General features: G+C 60.1%; 14 protein-coding genes. 4 read left to right on the top strand and 10 right to left on the bottom strand.

Going from position 1 to position 18543, the window contains the following annotated elements; translation table 11 throughout:
* The first annotated feature begins 1 nt into the window (after window position 1).
* The 3 genes from cobT to ACR0C5_RS06145 all read left to right on the top strand — a co-directional run bounded on the left by cobT (window position 2) and on the right by ACR0C5_RS06145 (window position 4132).
* Window positions 2-1879, top strand: a complete 1878-nt coding sequence (gene cobT / locus ACR0C5_RS06135; protein WP_170788339.1) for a cobaltochelatase subunit CobT — start codon at window positions 2-4, stop codon at window positions 1877-1879.
* A 64-nt stretch (window positions 1880-1943) separates the two neighbouring features.
* A complete protein-coding gene (locus ACR0C5_RS06140) occupies window positions 1944-3725 on the top strand; it encodes an aminopeptidase P family protein (RefSeq protein ID WP_170769229.1) in 1782 nt (593 codons plus the stop codon).
* A gap of 65 nt (window positions 3726-3790) precedes the next feature.
* Window positions 3791-4132 (top strand): DUF427 domain-containing protein, encoded by a 342-nt coding sequence (locus ACR0C5_RS06145; RefSeq protein WP_170769228.1) that lies wholly within the window; start codon window positions 3791-3793, stop codon window positions 4130-4132.
* A gap of 10 nt (window positions 4133-4142) precedes the next feature.
* Here the strand turns inward: ACR0C5_RS06145 and ACR0C5_RS06150 are convergent, their stop codons facing one another.
* Complete coding sequence (locus tag ACR0C5_RS06150; protein WP_170769227.1) at window positions 4143-5468, bottom strand: hypothetical protein; 1326 nt, start codon at window positions 5466-5468, stop codon at window positions 4143-4145.
* 501 nt (window positions 5469-5969) lie between these two features.
* Here ACR0C5_RS06150 and ACR0C5_RS06155 point away from each other — a divergent pair.
* Window positions 5970-7337, top strand: a complete 1368-nt coding sequence (locus ACR0C5_RS06155; protein WP_480875305.1) for a DUF3179 domain-containing protein — start codon at window positions 5970-5972, stop codon at window positions 7335-7337.
* Here ACR0C5_RS06155 and ACR0C5_RS06160 read toward each other — a convergent pair.
* From ACR0C5_RS06160 to ACR0C5_RS06200, 9 genes are all read right to left on the bottom strand, one after another.
* Window positions 7334-9019, bottom strand: a complete 1686-nt coding sequence (locus ACR0C5_RS06160; protein ID WP_170788335.1) for a chloride channel protein — start codon at window positions 9017-9019, stop codon at window positions 7334-7336. The genes ACR0C5_RS06155 and ACR0C5_RS06160 overlap by 4 nt on opposite strands.
* A gap of 81 nt (window positions 9020-9100) precedes the next feature.
* Entirely contained in the window at window positions 9101-10750 is a 1650-nt protein-coding gene (gene recN, locus ACR0C5_RS06165; RefSeq protein ID WP_170769224.1) for a DNA repair protein RecN, read from the bottom strand.
* Between the two features lie 35 nt (window positions 10751-10785).
* Window positions 10786-11628 (bottom strand): outer membrane protein assembly factor BamD, encoded by an 843-nt coding sequence (locus ACR0C5_RS06170; protein ID WP_170769223.1) that lies wholly within the window; start codon window positions 11626-11628, stop codon window positions 10786-10788.
* A 127-nt stretch (window positions 11629-11755) separates the two neighbouring features.
* Window positions 11756-12676: a UDP-3-O-acyl-N-acetylglucosamine deacetylase gene (gene lpxC, locus ACR0C5_RS06175; protein WP_170769222.1), complete on the bottom strand. Its 921-nt coding sequence runs from the start codon at window positions 12674-12676 to the stop codon at window positions 11756-11758.
* Window positions 12677-12889: 213 nt separating this feature from the next.
* The gene (ftsZ, locus tag ACR0C5_RS06180) at window positions 12890-14488 is read right to left on the bottom strand and encodes a cell division protein FtsZ (RefSeq protein WP_170769221.1); all 1599 of its coding nucleotides are present in this window, start codon (window positions 14486-14488) and stop codon (window positions 12890-12892) included.
* 350 nt (window positions 14489-14838) lie between these two features.
* On the bottom strand, window positions 14839-15252 hold the full coding sequence (locus tag ACR0C5_RS06185; RefSeq protein WP_480875311.1) for a hypothetical protein: 414 nt from the start codon (window positions 15250-15252) through the stop codon (window positions 14839-14841).
* Complete coding sequence (gene ftsA / locus ACR0C5_RS06190; RefSeq protein WP_170769828.1) at window positions 15239-16573, bottom strand: cell division protein FtsA; 1335 nt, start codon at window positions 16571-16573, stop codon at window positions 15239-15241. Before ftsA ends, ACR0C5_RS06185 begins: the two co-directional genes overlap by 14 nt.
* 8 nt (window positions 16574-16581) lie before the next feature.
* Window positions 16582-17583: a cell division protein FtsQ/DivIB gene (locus ACR0C5_RS06195; RefSeq protein WP_480875313.1), complete on the bottom strand. Its 1002-nt coding sequence runs from the start codon at window positions 17581-17583 to the stop codon at window positions 16582-16584.
* Window positions 17571-18494: a D-alanine--D-alanine ligase gene (locus ACR0C5_RS06200; RefSeq protein ID WP_170769218.1), complete on the bottom strand. Its 924-nt coding sequence runs from the start codon at window positions 18492-18494 to the stop codon at window positions 17571-17573. The genes ACR0C5_RS06195 and ACR0C5_RS06200 overlap by 13 nt, the downstream gene beginning before the upstream one ends.
* Window positions 18495-18543 lie beyond the last annotated feature (49 nt).

Consider the following 18543-nt stretch of genomic DNA (forward strand, 5'->3'; position numbering starts at 1 on the left):
CATGGTGCAGAAGAACGACAATCCTGCTGATCCGTTCAAGAAGGCCTTGGCCGAGGCCACCAAGGTCATGGCCGACGATCCGGAGTTGAGCGTTTCCTACACTGTTGACCCCTCGGGCTTGTCGGGCGAAGCGATGCGCCTGCCGCAGGTCAGCCGCCGCATGACCCGTGAAGAGGTCTTGCTGGCACGCGGCACGGCGGATGCCTTGGCCTTGCAGCGTCGGTATCATGACGACGCGACACACGCACGCTATGCGCCTCCGGGGGATATGGCGCGGGACCTGTACGAAGCAATGGAGACCGCCCGGTGCGAGGCAATGGGCGCGCGCGATATGCCCGGCACCGCCAGCAATATCGACGTCAAGATCGCGCATGAGGCGATCCGGCGCGGCTATGACCAATGCAAGCAACCTGCCGATGCGCCCTTGTCGGTTGCGGCAGGGTATCTGATCCGGCATCTGGCCACGGGGCGCGATCTGCCTCCGGCGGCGGAAAACATCATGAACCTGTGGCGCGGGTTCATCGAGGAACAGGCTGGTGGCGTTCTCGAGAACATTGGTGAGGTTCTTTCGGATCAAGCCGAGTTTGCCAAATTTGCGCGTCAAGTGATCAAAGACCTGGGCTATGGTGACCAGCTGGGCGATGACCCGGATGAGTTGGATGACGAGCAGGAAGATCAGGCCGAAGAGGACGCTGAAGAGCAGCCTGACCCCGACAGCACCGGTCAGGATGAACAAGACGAGCAGGACGCTGACGCCACGCCGGAACAGAGCCAGGAAGAGCAGCAGGATCAGTCGCAGGCCCAGGTCTCGATGGAAGAGATGGCTGATGAAGAGATGGGCGACGAGGCTGAGATGCCCGAAGGGGAGGCTCCGCTGGAGCCCCCGGCGCCACCGCCAGCTTCGGATGCGGACCCGGATTATAAGGTTTATCTGAACACCCATGACGAGGAGATCGCGGCCGAAGATCTGGCCGAACCGGCCGAGTTGGAACGGTTGCGCGCTTATCTGGATCAACAGTTAGAGCCGCTAAAGGGCGCAGTGAGCCGGCTGGCCAACAAGTTGCAGCGCCGCCTTCAGGCGCAACAGAACCGCAGTTGGGAATTCGATCTGGAAGAAGGCATTCTGGACGCCAGTCGTTTGGCTCGGGTGGTGGCGAATCCGACCACGCCGCTGAGCTTCAAGATGGAAAAGGACACCGAGTTCCGCGACACCGTGGTGACGTTGCTGCTGGATAACTCCGGCTCGATGCGCGGGCGTCCGATCTCAATCGCTGCGATCTGTGCCGATGTTCTGGCGCGGACGCTGGAACGCTGCAACGTCAAGGTCGAGATTCTGGGCTTTACCACCCGTGCATGGAAGGGTGGGCAGGCACGCGAGGCGTGGTTGAACGACGGTCGCCCGCAGCAGCCGGGGCGTTTGAACGATCTGCGCCACATCATCTACAAGGGGGCCGATGCGCCCTGGCGGCGGGCACGCCCAAATCTGGGCCTGATGATGAAAGAAGGCCTGCTGAAGGAAAACATCGACGGTGAGGCACTGGAATGGGCCCATCGCCGGATGATGATGCGGCGCGAACAGCGCAAGATCCTGATGGTGATCTCGGACGGGGCGCCGGTTGATGATTCAACGCTCAGCGTGAACCCGGCGAACTATCTGGAAAAGCACCTGCGCGACGTCATCGCCATGGTGGAAAAGCGCAATATGGTCGAGCTTCTGGCCATCGGGATCGGCCATGACGTGACGCGGTATTACGACCGCGCCGTCACGATTACCGATGTCGAACAGCTTGCCGGCGCAATGACCGAACAGCTTGCTGCCCTCTTCGACAATGACCCAAGGGCGCGCGCCCGTGTGATGGGTATGCGCAAGGTCGGTTGAACGCGGCTTTGGCCTGTCGTTGTCATAAATCGAAGGGCGCGGCCCTGAAGTGATGAGGTAATAAATGTTCCAATCCTTTGCCGTAACCGCGCGCCCCGAACAAGGGCCACCCCGGTTGGCCGCTTTGCGCACAGAGATGGCTCAGGCTGGATTGGACGGGTTTTTGGTCCCTCGCTCGGATGCGCATCAGGGCGAATATGTGGCCCCTCGGGATGAGCGTTTGGCGTGGTTGACAGGCTTCACAGGATCGGCCGGGTTTTGTGTTGCGTTGACCGATGTCGCCGGGGTGTTCGTCGATGGGCGCTATCGCACGCAGGTCAAGGCACAGGTCGCGCCGGAATATACTCCGGTCAACTGGCCCGAAACCACCCTGAGCGCGTGGTTGAAGGATCAGTTGCCCCAAGGTGGCAAGGTGGGGTTCGATCCCTGGCTGCACGCGGCGGCTCAGATCGCCGGCGCGCAAAAGGATCTGGCAGGTACCGGGATTGAGCTGGTGCGTTCTGCCAATCTGGTTGACAGCATTTGGGACGATCAGCCTGCCCCGCCGATGAACCCAGTCAAGGTGCACCCGCTTGAATTTGCGGGCGAGACCTCGGACAGCAAGATCGCTCGGTTGGCCGCCGCACTGCGTGACGCGGGATGTGGGGCAGCCGTGATCACTTTACCGGATTCGATCATGTGGCTGCTGAACGTACGTGGCTCGGATATCGGATATAACCCCGTGGCCCATGGGTTTGCCATTTTGCATGCAGATGGAGGTGTCGATCTGTTCATGGCGGCAGAGAAACTGTCTGCGCCCTTGGAGCCTCAGGTTCGGCTACACACGCCCGAGGCGTTTCTTGACGCTGTTGCCGCGCTAGAGGGGCCGGTTCAGGTCGATTTGGGAACGCTGCCGCAGATCGTGGCTGATGCGGTGCAGGACAAGGTCGTCGATGGTGGCGACCCCTGTGCCCTGCCCAAAGCCTGCAAGAACCCAGCCGAGATCGCGGGCAGCGCCGAGGCGCATCTGCGCGATGCCGTTGCAGTAGTCGAGACATTGTGCTGGCTGGACGCGCAGCACCCCGGCAGTGTGACCGAAACGCAGGTGGTGACGCGACTGGAGGACAACCGCCGCAAGGACAATGTGCTTCAGGATATCTCGTTCGACACCATCGCGGGCACCGGTCCCAATGGGGCGATCATGCATTACCGCGTGACCGAAGAAACCGATACCCTGCTGGAAAACGGCCATATTCTGGTTCTGGACAGCGGCGGTCAGTATCTTGATGGCACCACCGATATCACCCGGACCATCGCCATTGGCGAGGTTGGGAACGAAGAGAAAGCCTGCTTTACCCGCGTTCTGAAAGGCATGATCGACATGTCGATGCTGCGCTGGCCCGTGGGCTTGGCCGGACGAGATATCGAATGCGTGGCGCGAACGCCCTTGTGGGCGGCGGGGCAGGATTTCAACCATGGCGTCGGCCACGGCGTGGGCGCGTATCTAAGCGTGCACGAGGGCCCTCAGCGCCTGTCGCGCGTCAGCCATGTGCCGTTGAAGCCGGGCATGATCCTGTCAAACGAGCCGGGCTATTACCGCGAAGGGGCTTTTGGCATCCGCATCGAAAACCTCGTGGTGGTGCAAGAGGCCCCTGCCCTACCCGGTGGCGACGACGAGCGGGCGATGTTGAACTGGCGAACGCTGACATTTGTGCCCATCGACCGTCGGTTGATTGTGGTCGAAATGCTCAGCGCGGCTGAGCGTGACTGGCTGAACGCCTATCACCGCGACGTTACGGAAAAAATCCGACCCAGGCTGGGCCCAGCCGCGCAACTGTGGTTGGATGCCGCAACCGCGCCGATCTGACACAAGACTGTCACACTCACAGGGCAGAGGAGAGGCCCGAAACAACTTAAGGGGAAGGAATATCTATGACCGAGATCACCATTCGCAAAGCGTCAGGCAAGTGGAGCGTACGTTCGGGCGGTGCCATTTTGGGCGAAACCACCAATGCGCTTGAACTGCTGGAAGGTGATTTGGAACCGGTCATCTACTTCCCCCGCAGCGATATCGCCATGGCCTTTCTGGACCGCACGGACAAAAGCACCCATTGCCCGCATAAGGGCGACGCCACGCATTTCTCGATCGTCAATAAGTCCTCAACTACAGAAAACGCGGCTTGGAGCTATGAGGACCCAATCCAAGCCGTGGCCGAGATCAAGGATCACATCGCGTTCTATCGCCTCGAGTCGGTCAAGGTCGAACAAATCTAGGACGACCGGGCTAAATCGCCCTCCGCATTGCTTGGTTTGCCTGAAGGTCGTGCCGTACCCGTGCAAAAGCTTGTGCCATCGACGTCAATGTATGCGGAGGGCATCCGATCCTTTGCAAACATGAGGCGTCGACAACCCGAACTAAACCGCTAAATGCCGATCGCACCACATCATCGACTGGGTCTTCTTTCGGGCCGAAAGTCAGGTCGTGGTAGTGGAACCCTTGACCCGGTGCAGTTGTCCCAAGCGTGTGGCGCACCCTATGCGCTGACAGCCACTCCAACAGGCGCTGCAGCTGCGTGTCACCGTCAGGGTCAGGTAGTCGAACAGCTTCGACCGTTGTATGGTGCAGATCATAGCGCAATTGAACCTGTGTTCTGGGGGTCCATATCCGAACGGGTTGGACGAAGTCGATCAGGCGACCGATGCGCTTGCCCCTCAGATGCGGCCCCAGTCCGAAAGTGGCCGTCAACAAACTGATCGGCGCCTGTGACACCGCGTAGACTGAGGCGAACATATCACAGCGCCCATCCACCTTGTGTTTCAACGTCAGCGCATTGAAATTCCCCCGATCCGCGTAGCTGCGGGCCGAGCCCAAAGCGCGATTCAGTCGAAAGCAGTTGATCGTATAGGGCGCGTGGTCGCGAAACATTAGTCGGTTGAGTTGCGATACGCTGCGCATCAGCAAGCTGGCCGTGCCCCACACACCTGCCGCCAGAAAGACACAGCGTGCCTGAAGCACATCGCCTCCGTCCAGTTCTATTGAGACCAGCCCCTCGCGGGCCTCAATCCGATGCACCCGCCCATCAATAGGTTCGACTTGCTCAAGCTCATTCAGACGCGCCTTGAATGCCAGAGCCATGGCATCAAGCCCGGACCCCGGTGCCTGCGCGGTTCCGGTCAACAACCGTGGAGCGCTTTTTTCAAATCCGTTATCCAAATGCTCTCGCCGGACACCGCCAGTTATTTCGAGGTCGGCCTGCACCGTATCGCAGGCGGCGCTGTAATCCTTCCAGCTTTCAAGAAAAGGGCCGTCGCCCCAGGGATCACCGCTGTCATAGAGCTGCAACTGCTTGCCCCAATAATTGGCCAATCCCCCAATCTCGGCTGAAGAAAACAGTGGTGGTGCTCCCTCGGACACAACGGTGCGTTCCGTCAGGTGCGCAGGTTGCTGGCGCTCATAGGCGACCGAAACAATTTTGGGCGGACCTTCGACATTGGAGCGTTTGGTTGCTCCAGTTATGACCGCTATAGATAAAGCCTGCCCGCGCATTGCGGTCAGCGCGGCGTAGGCGGCGGGTCCCGCCCCTATGACGGCAACATCAAACACGCGCATCTGCTTGCCCCCAGCGGTGCAAACCACAATCACAGCCCGGAACAGAAACCGGGCAACCGCCCAAGATCACAAGCAAATTTCTGCCGATAGGGCTGATCACTGTGGACTTACTCATCGCGCACCAGCAAAGGGACCGGACAACAAGCAGGGGTTGCACACACTATCGCGGAACCAACGCACATGTGCGTTAGGGGCCACGGGGACCCGCAAAGAGAGGTTCTTCAAATTCATTCGCGTATTGCCTCCAACTATATGAGTTTAGGCACAAAATCAGATCAGTCGTATCAGGTGGCGCAAACTTCTGCGTCGTCAATTCACCAAAAACCCGGAAATAATCAGGTTGTATTTCTCAAATCGAAACCGGGTCGCTTTCCGTAATCTTACCGACAAAACCGGTTTTCGATCAAGGAAGCGGCCGCTCACGCCCGGTTCACGCGCCTGTTGAATGCATTTTAGGTCGCGGCAAGGCAGAATACGCGCGATCATCAGCCGGAGGATGCAATGTCAATAACGCGCCGCAATTTTGTAGGATTACTTGGGGCCGCAACAGCCATGCCCGGTGCCCTGTCTGCGCAAACGGACCCTGTGCTGGACGCGGTTCGGTCCACGCTTTACAGCAGTCGCACGGATTTCGAGAAAAGCATGAAATTTCTGGTCGAGCGCGGCAGCCCTGACGTCGTGCCCGCCCTGCTGACCGCCATGCGCTATGGCCGTCGCCGCAGCGATGACATCACCCTGGTCATGCGCACCCTCACCGGCGAAGATATTGGTACCGACTGGTTCGACTGGATGATCTGGCAGGAAAAGAACCCGCAAGTCGTGCCTCACCCCTCGCTTATCCCGTTCAAGCGCGAAGTGTTGCTGGGCATCGACCAGAATTTCGACGATTTCCTGCGGCCCGAATATCTGCAACGCGACAAGATGAAGATCCGGTTGGAAGAAATCACATGGGGCGGTGTTCAAAAGGACGGCATCCCTTCGTTGGACAATCCCAAGCTTATCTCTGCCTCGGATGCGGATTATCTGAAGGACGGCGATCTGGTTTTTGGTGTTTCGATCAACGGGGATGAGCGCGCCTATCCGCTGCGCATCATGGGCTGGCACGAAATGTTCAACGAAGTGATCGGAGGCGTCCCGGTCGCGCTGGCCTATTGTACGCTCTGCGGGTCGGGCATCTTGTTTGAAACCCAGGTTGAAGGACGGCGGAAGCCCTTTGTCTTTGGTTCATCGGGCTTCCTGTACCGTTCGAACAAGCTGATGTTTGACCGCGAGACCCATTCGTTGTGGAACCAATACACCGGCAAACCGGTCGTCGGCCCTCTGGTCGACAGCGGGATCGAGTTGAAACAGCGCCCTGTGGTCATCACCACATGGCAAAGCTGGAAGGCGTCGCATCCCAAGACCCAGGTTCTGTCGCTCAGCACCGGCCACCGGCGCAACTATGGGTCGGGTGTGGTATATCGCGACTATTTCGCCTCGTCCGAGTTGATGTTTCCGGCGCTGGTCGATCAGTCGCAGCACCGGCAGAAGGACTATGTCTTCGCCATCCGCCAGTTCGGTGCGGCGCGCGCATGGCCGCTGGATGCGTTCAGCAACACGCGGGTGATCAATGACGCGATTGCCAACCGGCCCTTGGTGCTGATCGGCAACCCCGACAAACGCGCCGTTCGCGCCTATGAGCGCAAGTCCAACCGCTTTACCGCGTCAGATGGTGGGCTGGTCGACCAGAAGGGCGGAAAGTGGCGCCTGACCGAAGAGGCGCTGGTCGGGCCAGACGGCACAGAATTGCCGCGCGTGGCCGGACATATCTCGTACTGGTTTGCGTGGGACAATTATCTGGGTGACACAGCGACGGTCTATCGCGGCTAGGAATGTTCCTCGGCCGCCGTGGCAGCCAGCGCGCGGTTATAGGCTTTCAGCGCATCAATGTGGAACAGCGCGCCGACCGGGTTTTCGCAGCCGTCTTCGTCAATGATCACGACCGGGATACAGGGAATGTCGTCCCGGTCGAAATAGGGCATCGCCGCCTCAAGCGTGGCGCTGGCCTTGACACAAAGGCCTTGTTGGATCAGCGCCTGCGCCTCTTCCCTGGTGATCGAGCGCGGATCGCCAATCGGGCGCATCACCGCCCCCGCCCGCAGCATCGCCAGCAGATAGGCCTGTGGCCCCGCGGCCAGATGCACGTCACGGCGTTCCAACTGTGTCAGGAAGAATGACCGGTCCACAAGGCGCGAGGCCAGTGCGGTGGACATCGAGACCGAGACCATCACCGCCAGTCCGATCTGCCATTCACCGGTCAATTCAAACACAATCAACGTGGTCGAGATCGGCGCGCCCAACACAGCAGCGGCCACCGCGCCCATCCCGGCAAAAGCATAAAGCGACGGTGTCCCCGACACATCCGGCAACACCCCCGTAGCAATCCAGCCAAAGGCCAACCCAGTTAATGCTCCTACCATCAAAGAGGGTGAAAAGACCCCTCCACCCATACGTCCGCCCATTGTGATCGCCAAGGCGACAGTTTTGATAACGGCAAACAGGATCGCGGCAGACAAAGTCAGATCCCCGGCCAAAGCGCGGATCGTGGTCTCATATCCAACGCCAATGATATGGGGAAACCAGATCGCAATCAGACCCAGCATCGCCCCAGACACCGCAGGGCGCAGCCATCCCGGAAGGGATAGGCGGTTTTGGATATGGTTGCCGATATCCTCAGCGAAAAAGATCGATCGCATCAGCAGCAACGCCACCAGCCCGCACACAAGGCCCAGGATCAAAAAGGCGGGCAGTTCCACATAGAATTGCAGCGTTCCGGGCGTGTCCAAAGTAAACTCGGTCACGTCGCCATATTCCAGCCGGTTGATCACCGTCCCCGCAACCGAAGCAATCACGATGGGCGCAAACGCATGCACAGCAAAGTGCCGCAGCACGACCTCGAGCGCAAACAATGCGCCGGCGATGGGTGAGTTGAAGCTGGCTGAAACCGCCGCCGCCACTGCGCAGCCCAGCAGGTCACGACCGGTGATCCCGTCGGCATGGATACGATTACTGACCCAGGTCGAGATCACCCCGGCCATGTGCACAACTGGCCCTTCTCGCCCCGACGAGCCACCAGTGCTAAGCGTGATCAGCGAGGCAAACAGAGACGCGACTCCGGCCTTCCGCTCGACCCGACCATCGGTCAGCGCCGCTCCTTCGATCACGTCCGCGACCGAGCGCACCCTCCCGTCATCGGTGAACCTGTGCAGGATGATCCCCACGATTAGACCCCCGACAATGGGGGTGATCAGGATCATGAACCAAGGCAACATCTCGGCGTGGCTGTGGAGTAGTAGGATGTTTTCCGTATCATAGACCCAGGCTTGCAAGGCGCGGATCGCCTTGCGAAATCCAAGCGCCATGAACCCGGCTGCGATCCCGATCACAAGCGCGATAAGCCAGAACTGAAACTGGCTGGGTCCGCGCCGCCGCATCACCCGCCATGCATCCTTTATGGCGGCCAAAGCCTGATGCAGCTGGTTGCGCAAAACGGTGCGGGTTGATTGGCTCATGTGCCCTCGGGGGATCAGTACCTACCCCTTACTAAGCTACGGGCGGCACGGATAAAAGCGGGATCGCGCAGGTGAGAAGGTCTATGCGTCCAACAGGGCACGCGCGGCGGCGCGCGCCTCGTCCGTGATGGTGTCGCCTGCAACCATGCGGGCGATCTCATCCACCCGGTCCGGGTCGGCCAACGGGATGACGGTCGACAGAGTTTGCCCCTCGGTGACTTGTTTTTGAACCCGCCAGTGATGTGCCGCACGCGCAGCTACTTGAGGCGAGTGCGTCACGACCAGAACCTGCCCGCCCTGCGCAAGCGAGGCCAGACGGCGGCCCACCGCATCGGCAGTTGCCCCGCCGACACCGCGGTCGATTTCATCGAAGATCATCGTGCGGGCGCTATCTTCGCCGGTCAGACAGACCTTGAGCGCCAGCAGGAAGCGGCTGAGCTCTCCACCCGAGGCGATCTTGTTCAGCGGACCCGAAGGTGCGCCGGGGTTGGTGGCAACGGTAAAGGCCACTGCGTCGGCGCCCTCGGGGCCGGGATCAGTGGAAGATATTTCGGTCTGAAACACCGCTCGTTCCATCTTGAGCGGCGCAAGCTCGGCCATCACAGCCGCATCCAACTGCCCCGCTGCCTGCCGGCGCGCATTACTAAGCGCTGTCGCAGCCCTGTCATAGGCAGCCTGCGCAGCCTCAACCGCAGCACGCTGATCAGCCAGATCGGCATCACCTGCGTCCAGTTTGTGCAGACGCTCACGTAGCGTATCGGCAAACGCGCCCAGATCATCGGGGGCCACGTCATGTTTGCGGCCAAGTGCGCGGATGGCGAACAGACGCTCCTCGGCCTGCTCCAATTCTGCGGGGTTGAAGTCCAAAGCTTGTAGGCAGACATTGACGCCATCCTGCGCCTCTCCCAGTTCGATCAGGGCGCGGCCAAGCGCGGCGATGGGTTCCTCTAACTGACCGCCCGCGTTGTCGGATACGCCTTCCAGCCAACGGACTGCGTCGGACAGGGCGCCTTCAGCCCCGTCTCCGCCCAGCAGGTCAAAGGCCCGCGCCACGTCGTCTCGTATGCGCTCGGCTCCCTGCATCATGCGGCGGCGGGCGTCCAGTTCGGCGTCTTCGCCCGGTTGTGGGTCCAGCTTGTCTAACTCTGCCACGGCGTGACGCAAGAATTCCTCTTCCGCGCGCATAGCGGCCAAGGCAGCCTCGGTCTCGGCCAACGCTTTCCGCGCGCGCGACATCCCGTTCCAGGCCGCACGAACCGAGGCCAGATCATCCGCGACCCCGGCATAGTCATCCAGCATCGCCCGATGCCCGCGCGGGTTCAACAGGCCTCGGTCATCATGCTGACCGTGCAACTCAACCAATGTCTCAGACAACGCCCGTAACACCTCGCCCGAGCAGCGGCGGTCATTGACCCACGCGGTCTTGCGCCCCTCGGCGGTGTTCACGCGGCGCAGGATCAATTCCTCGCCGCTGGGCAATCCGGCCTCGGCCAGAATGGCGTGGGCGGGATGATCGTCCGATAGCTCGAACTCGGCCACAACCTCGCCCTGCGCAGCACCCTGACGGACCAATTCGGCGCGACCGCGCCAGCCCAGCACAAAGCCCAGCGAATCCAGAAGAATTGACTTGCCCGCACCGGTTTCACCGGTCAACGCGTTCAGGCCCGGTTGGAAGGTCAGTTCCAACCGGTCGATGATTAGCATGTCGCGGATATCAAGGGCGCGCAGCATCGGGTCTTAGCGTCCCACGCCGTTCGTCATGACGATTACAACCACTCACCTTTGACGGTCTGGCGGTAGATCTGGCTCAGCCAGTTGTTGCCCAGGCTTCTGGGTTTCAGCCCACGCGATGTCAGCAGCTTGTAGCCCGCATCATACCATTCCGACGAGCGGTAGTTGAACCCAAGGATCGCACCGGCCGACTGCGCCTCATCCACCAGCCCCAAGGACAGGTAGGACTCGATCAGACGATAAAGCGCCTCGGCGGTATGAGAGGTGGTCTGGAAATCCTCGACCACAACGCGGAACCTGTTGATTGCCGCCGTATAGTGATCCTGACGCAGATAATAACGCCCGATCTCCATCTCCTTGCCCGCAAGGTGATCAAAAGCCAGATCGAATTTCAGAACGGCAGAGGTTGCGTATTCGCTGTCCGGATAGACTTCGATCACCGTGCGCAGAGATTGCAATGCCTGAAAGGTTAGACCCTGATCGCGCCCGACCTCGTCAATCTGATCATAGTAGCTAAGCGCCAGAAGGTACTGCGCATAGGCCGCATCTTCATCCGCCGGATAGAAGTCGATGAAGCGCTGCGCAGCGGCGCGGCTTTCTTCGTAGTTCTTGTCCGAGTGATACGAGAACGCCTGCATGATCAGCGCGCGCTTGGCCCAATCCGAATAGGGATAAAGGCGTTCGACTTCCGAGAAATACCACGCCGCATCGTCCGAGCGATTCTGCGACAGCTCAAACTCACCGCGTGTAAAAATTTGCTCGGGGGTAAACCCCTCAAGGTTCTGGCTGCGGTCGGCCCCTTGGCCGCCACATGCTGACAAAACTGCTGTCAGAAGAATCGCGCCCGCGAATCTGACCGCCGCCCTGGTGCCACCCATTCCGCCTATCCTTGTTGTATTACTTGTCGGAGCGAACCCCGGATTTAGGCTTGGTTTAGCACATATAATTCCGGGGCAAAACGCCTTAGTAAAGCCAGCACCGGAATTGTACGCAGAGTTGATCCAATCAGGCGACAGCCGGGATTTCGTCCCAGATCAGGCCCTGACCGGGCAAACGCGCGGCTTGTTCGGCCGTGCACAGGATCGGTCGCACTGCGCCTGGCGTCTCGAAGAGGGTGCGCAGCAATGTGTTGGTCAACGAGTGGCCGGACTTGTCGCCGGTGAAACGACCCAGAATCGGACCGCCCGCGAGGTAGAGATCCCCCAACGCGTCCAGCATCTTGTGGCGCACAGCCTCATCTGCGCGACGGAACCCGCCCGGCGTCAGAACCTCGTTCCCCTGAACCACCACGGCGTTTTCTAGCGTGCCACCCAGGGCCAGACCGTTTTCGCGCATCGCTTCAACATCTATGCGACGGCAGAAGGTGCGGCAATCGCTGAGTTCCCGCGCAAATGATCCGTTGCGCATGTCCAGCGTTTTAGTCTGACGGCCAATGGCGCCATCTTCAAAGTCGATGTGGAAGTCAATGATCAGACCGTCCGCAGGCGCAATCGACGCACTGGCCCCCTCACGCGAGGCAGTAACGGGCTTGAGCACCTCATAGGCCAACACCGGGCTGGCCTGACGGCGCACACCTTTGGTCATGATCCCGCGTACAAATTCGATCGAAGACCCATCCATGATCGGCACTTCGGGACCGTCAATCTCGATCAGTGCGTTGTGAACACCACAACCCGCCAGCGCTGCCATGATATGTTCGACCGTCGATACCGACACACCCGCCTCGTTCACCAGACGCGTACACAGCGGGGTCCGCTCCACCACGTCGTAAATCGCAGGGATCAGCGCATTGCCCAGATCAATATCCGTCCGTTTGAACCAAATGCCATGACCGGCGGCTGCCGGTTTGAGAACCATGTTTGCAGGCTTGCCGCTGTGCAGCCCGACACCGGTAAACGTGATCGGAGATTTGAGCGTATGTTGCAATGTGGGCCTCGGTGAGTGGTGTCCGGCCTGCTTTAGCCGTGTTGGGCATTCAGTTAAGGAACGCAGGCGAAAGGCTCAACTCACTCTTTGTAACCGAATGAAACATGAATGTAACAGATCGGCAAAACCCTGCTTACATCGGGGCATGCTGTTGTTTTGAAACGAAAAAGGGCCGCCACTAGGCAACCCTTTTTACGCATTTTGTTACCGCGGTCAGTTGGCTTGACGGCGCAAGAAGGCCGGAATTTCGATCCGTTCCTGCTCGGGATCGGCCTGATCATGGGCCGGAGCCGTGGCATCAGACTGGCGCATCACGGGCTGCTGACGCTGCGGTTGGGCCGGTGTATCCGCCGCATGACCGGTCATCCGGTCGATCAGACGGTTGAAGCCAAACCGCGGGCGATCCGCCTCGGATTGCGGCGCCGGAGCGGGCTGCGGACGCGATGCCATATGGCTGCGATCCCCCGTAGGGACGTTCTGTACAGCGGCTTGCAGACGCTGCAATGCTTCGGGCGACGGAGTGCCTGCTGCAGGCTGAGGCTGCGGCGCATAGCTTTCCGGAGCAGGCTCAACCGGCTCGGGCGTCGGCTCGAATTCGGCGACACGTGGCTGATAAGCCGGAGGCGGCAGGCCATCATCGTCCTGTTCAGCCTGAGGTTGGAAACGGGGCTCGGATGGCTCCTCTGTCGCCTCGAACAGCGAAGGTTCACGCACGGGCTCGGCCTCAATCGGTTCGGCAACCGCTGCCGGGGCTTCTTCTTCAGCCGCTTCTTCTTCTGCTGAAACCGTGCGGGTCAGCGGAGCCGACATCGAACGGCGCGCAACCGGCACGTCCTCGGATTTCTCAGTGGCGTCGATGCCAGTGGCCACGACCGACACGCGCATGCCACCTTCCATTGCGGTATCCAGTGTCGAGCCGACGATGATGTTGGCCTCGGGGTCCACTTCCTCGCGGATGCGGTTGGCGGCTTCGTCCAGTTCGAACAGGGTCAGGTCGTGCGAGCCGGTGATGTTGATCAGCACGCCTTTGGCACCCCTGAGGCTGATCTCGTCCAGCAGCGGGTTGGCAATCGCCTTCTCGGCGGCTTGAACCGCGCGATCTTCGCCGGTGGCCTCGCCAGTGCCCATCATCGCCTTGCCCATCTCGTCCATCACGGCGCGCACATCGGCAAAATCGAGGTTGATCAAGCCCGGACGCACCATCAGGTCGGTTACGCCTTTAACGCCCTGATACAGAACGTCATCGGCCATCGAGAATGCCTCGGTGAATGTTGTCTTTTCATTCGCCAGACGGAACAGGTTCTGGTTCGGGATAATGATCAGCGTGTCGACAACCTTTTGCAGCGCTTCAACACCGTCTTCGGCCTGACGCATCCGCTTGGCCCCTTCGAACTGGAAGGGTTTGGTCACAACACCCACCGTCAGAACGCCCAGCTCACGCGCGGCCTGCGCGATGATCGGAGCAGCACCCGTACCGGTGCCACCTCCCATACCGGCAGTGATGAAGCACATATGCGCGCCTGCCAGATGATCGACGATCTGCTCGATGCTCTCTTCGGCGGCAGCTGCGCCAACGGTCGGGCGCGCCCCTGCTCCCAGACCTTCGGTGACTTTCACGCCAAGCTGCACGCGCGCCGAGGATTGGCTTTGCTGCAATGCTTGCGCATCAGTGTTGGCGACGACGAAATCCACGCCATCCAACTCTTTTTCAATCATATTATTGACGGCGTTACCACCTGCGCCGCCTACGCCAAATACCGTAATCCGAGGCTTCAGTTCATCGTGCCCGGGCATCGAAAGATTCAATGTCATGCTTCTGTCCGCCTGTTTATATGCTCCGCCAACGCGGTGTTTTTCTTACCTATCCTTAAACAATCCTACCGACCGAAACCGCAAAGGTCACGCCAAAAATCGTCAGACTCCACAAAATATGGAGGAATTAAGGCATTGCCCGCCGGTATTTCGTATTGTTTGCCAGATGTTGCGGAATGAACTCAATCCAGCACAAAACATACCCCTGCACGAGGGCCGCAGGCGGTTGCGCGGACTGCGATTGAATCGTTTTTTTAGGGTGCGGAAACCTGCTCGGGTCCTCGCATAGGGCCTCTGACGGGCCTTGTGGATATCTTGCTGGATTCGACGCCTCTCCGCAAGGGAATTCTTCAACCAATAGGAGTACTTGGACAATTCAGACTGTCGTCCGAGATGCTACGCACCTCTTGAATTTCACCGTTCGTAATTTCCGCCAAACGCACCATCAGACGATCATTGTAGACAAACGGCCACCAACACACGGGGAGGCCATCAGGATCGTCGCCATATAGGAAACAAACCTTACCATCAGGGGTGGTAATCTGACCGTAGACACAACCTCTACCCTCCATCCGCCAGACTGAGAGACTCGGACTCAGGAACTCTTCGGTGCCGACCAGGCCACCGCCGGGCAGAAGATGGAATCGGACCGTCTTGCCTTGCACTGCATCCAGAAACGCCTCGGGCGTTATCAGGGTCTGCGCGCGGACAGACGCCGGAATCGCGGCAACCAGCGCCGCGATCAGGAGTTTACCAATTGTCACGGAACCAGCGCACGGCGCGTTTGAACGGGCGTGCGGCATAGGTATCGACGGGAATCTCGAAATCCCACCATTCATCCTGCGGATGCGCCGCAAACAGGCTGAGCCCCACCACGGATGAGAATCCTGGCCCCGTCGCCGATTGCGGCAAACCATGTACGCGCAATGGGCGGCCCAAACGCACGCGCTGGCCCAGGATCCGAGTTGCCAGCCCATCCAGCCCCATGATCTGACTACCGCCACCGGTCAGAACGATCTGTTGGCTGGGCAGATGGTCGAACCCAGCGGCGTCTAGACGAATGCGGACTTCCTCGAGGATTTCTTCGACTCGGGGACGCATGATGCCGATCAACTCGGCCCGGCTGACGGTGCGGCGGTCATGTTCCCAATCGCCGGTATCGCCACCGATGTCGATCAGGTCGCGGTCATCTGCCCCGGTCGCGTGAACGCCGCCGTTGAAGGTCTTGATCCGTTCGGCCACATTCGCAGGTACGCCAAGACCCATCGAGATATCGCTGGTCACGTGATCCCCACCCATGCGCACGCAATCGGCGAAAATCATGTGCTTTTTCATGAAGATGGACACGCTGGTCGTGCCGCCGCCCATGTCGATACAGGCCGCGCCCAGCTCTTGCTCATCCTCGACCAGCGCAGAAATCCCCGACACATAGGCCGAGTTCGCGATCCCTGCCAGTTCCAAGTCACACCGCTTTATGCAGCGCACGATGTTCTGGATCGCAACCGCATCCACGGTCAGCATATGCATATCGACGGCCAGCGACTGCCCCATCTGGCCACGCGGATCAATCAAACCCGAGCGGTTGTCCAAGGCAAAATTCACAGGCTGCGCGTGCAACACTTCGCGGCCGGCACCATAGTCAGGGACATCGCAGGCGTTCAGCACCCGACCGACCTCGGCCTCGCTGACCACCTGCCCTTCCAGATCGACCTGCGCATCCAGACCGTAGGACCGAGGGTTCGCGCCAGAGAAACAGGCGATCACATGATCGACACGAATTTCGGCCATTTTCTGCGCCGCTTGCAGGGCGGTTCGAATGGCCCGTTCGGTTTCCTGCATCGCGGTGACTTCACCGAATTGCACCCCACGCGACCGAGTCGTCGCCGCGCCGATCACCCGGAACCCGGTCTGGCCGGCCAGTGACCCGATCCCGCTATCTTCATGCAGACGACCAGCACCGTCGAACCGCAGCACAAGGCAGGAAATCTTCGAGCTGCCAACATCCAGAATGGCCACGACACCGCGCTGCATTGCCTGCCTGCGCATCTGCCGCATGGCCCGTTGGGACTGATAAAGATCGGTCATCATGGTCGTTACTGCCTGCTACTCACATCGGTTTTAGTACCCCACCAGTCGTCGCTGGCGGCTTTGGTCATTCGTATCGTCGGACGCTGGCCGAGGCGCATGTCCACAACGGCCACGTCACGTTCCAACAGGTCCTGCACTTCGTTCACCGCCAACACATGCTCCAGCGCGCGCACGGGACGTTCGGTGGGCAACATGATGCGCTGGCCACGATCCAGAACCAAATCCCAGCGGCGCTCGCCTATGCGTACCAACCCGCGCACACGCGCACCAAGGCTGCGGGCGGTTGTCAGAAGTTGCAGTGCCTCGTCGACATGCCCATCCGCGCCTTTACCTGCAATTAGTGGCAGATGCGCATGATCCTTGCGCGAGGCGATTCGTTCCACATGTGCGCCGGTTTCGTCCAGCAACTCGGTCCCGCTGCGGGTGCGCCAAACCACGACGGGCTGACGCTCGACCACATCCACCTGCAAGATACCGCCGGGGCGGATCCGAACGGTGGCGGATTTAACCGGATCAAGCCCGGTAATCGTGTCGCGGATCTGTTCGGCATCCAGGTCCCAGGAACTGATCGGAAAATCCAGCGGCACGACCTCACGGATATCTTCGGACAGGTTGGTGCCTGCCCCGTCGATCGCCATAAGATTGACCATGAATTCTGGTCGCTGCTGGATCGAGGTCTTGATGTCGTTGACATAGTCCACAACGGCCTCACGCCGATCTTCAGCACTGAAATAGAGCGTAGTGGCCGAGCAGATTGCAAATACAGGCAGGCCGTACTTCAACCCGCGCCGAATACTCGGTGTCAGCATCCAACGTTGTATCCGGTAGCTCAGCCGCGATGGCGCCGGATCGAACCTCTGCGATTTACGGCCAAACAGCTTAACCCCGCCCAGCCGCAGCTTGGGCTGCGTATCGTGCCGTTCGCCCGATGCAAAATCAGCATCAGGGCCGGACGGCTGCGTGGTCCGACGAATGACGGGGGCACGGGTGGCTCTTAGCGGTCGCATGAGGCGTCCTCCACCATCCAGGCGCAAAGCTGTCCGAAACTCATGCCACAATGCTCGGCCTGTTCGGGCACCAGCGAGGTCGGTGTCATGCCCGGCTGGGTGTTGGTTTCCAGCAGGAACAGACCGTCCGCACCCATGCTGTCATCCCAGCGGTAGTCGGTGCGGCTGACACCCCGACACCCCAAGGCACTATGGGCCTTCAGTGCATAGTCCATGCAGCGGTCAAAGATATCCTGCGGGATGTCGGCAGGCAGCACATGCCACGAGCCGCCGGGCTTGTACTTGGCGTCATAGTCATACCAGCCGCCATCGGTCATGATCTCGGTCACGGTCAAGGCGCGGTCGCCCATCACGGTAACAGTCAACTCGCGCCCTGCGATGTATTTCTCGACCATCACATGATCTGGCATGTCGTCGGACAGACGAGGCGGGCAATTCGCACCTTCCGAGACAATATAGATCCCAACGCTGGAACCTTCGTTGTTCGGTTTGGCCACATAGGGCGGCTCCATCGCGTGGGATGCCGCGACCTGTTGCTTGGGTAGGATCACGCTGGGAACGATCGGCAAGCCTTCGGTCTGGTAGATCTCTTTGCTGCGTTGTTTGTCCATCGCCAAGGCCGAGGCCAGCACCCCGGAATGCGTGTACGGAAGGCGCATCCATTCCAACAAGCCCTGCACACAGCCGTCTTCGCCCCAGCGCCCATGCAGCGCGTTGAAAACCACATCTGGCTTGATTTCCGACAGGCGCGCAGAAAGGTCAGGACCCGCGTCCAGTTCGACCACTTCAAAGCCTTCTCCCCTAAGGGCGGCTGCGCATTCGCGCCCGCTGCTGAGAGACACCTCGCGTTCCGCCGAGGGGCCGCCCATCAATACCGCCACTTTGGGGTGTGTCCTGCTCGACTTACCCACTTAGCGCCTCAATGTCCCCGGACCTTATGCGGTGGTCCGTACTGCGTTT

Source organism: Ruegeria sp. N8 (genome assembly GCF_056531325.1).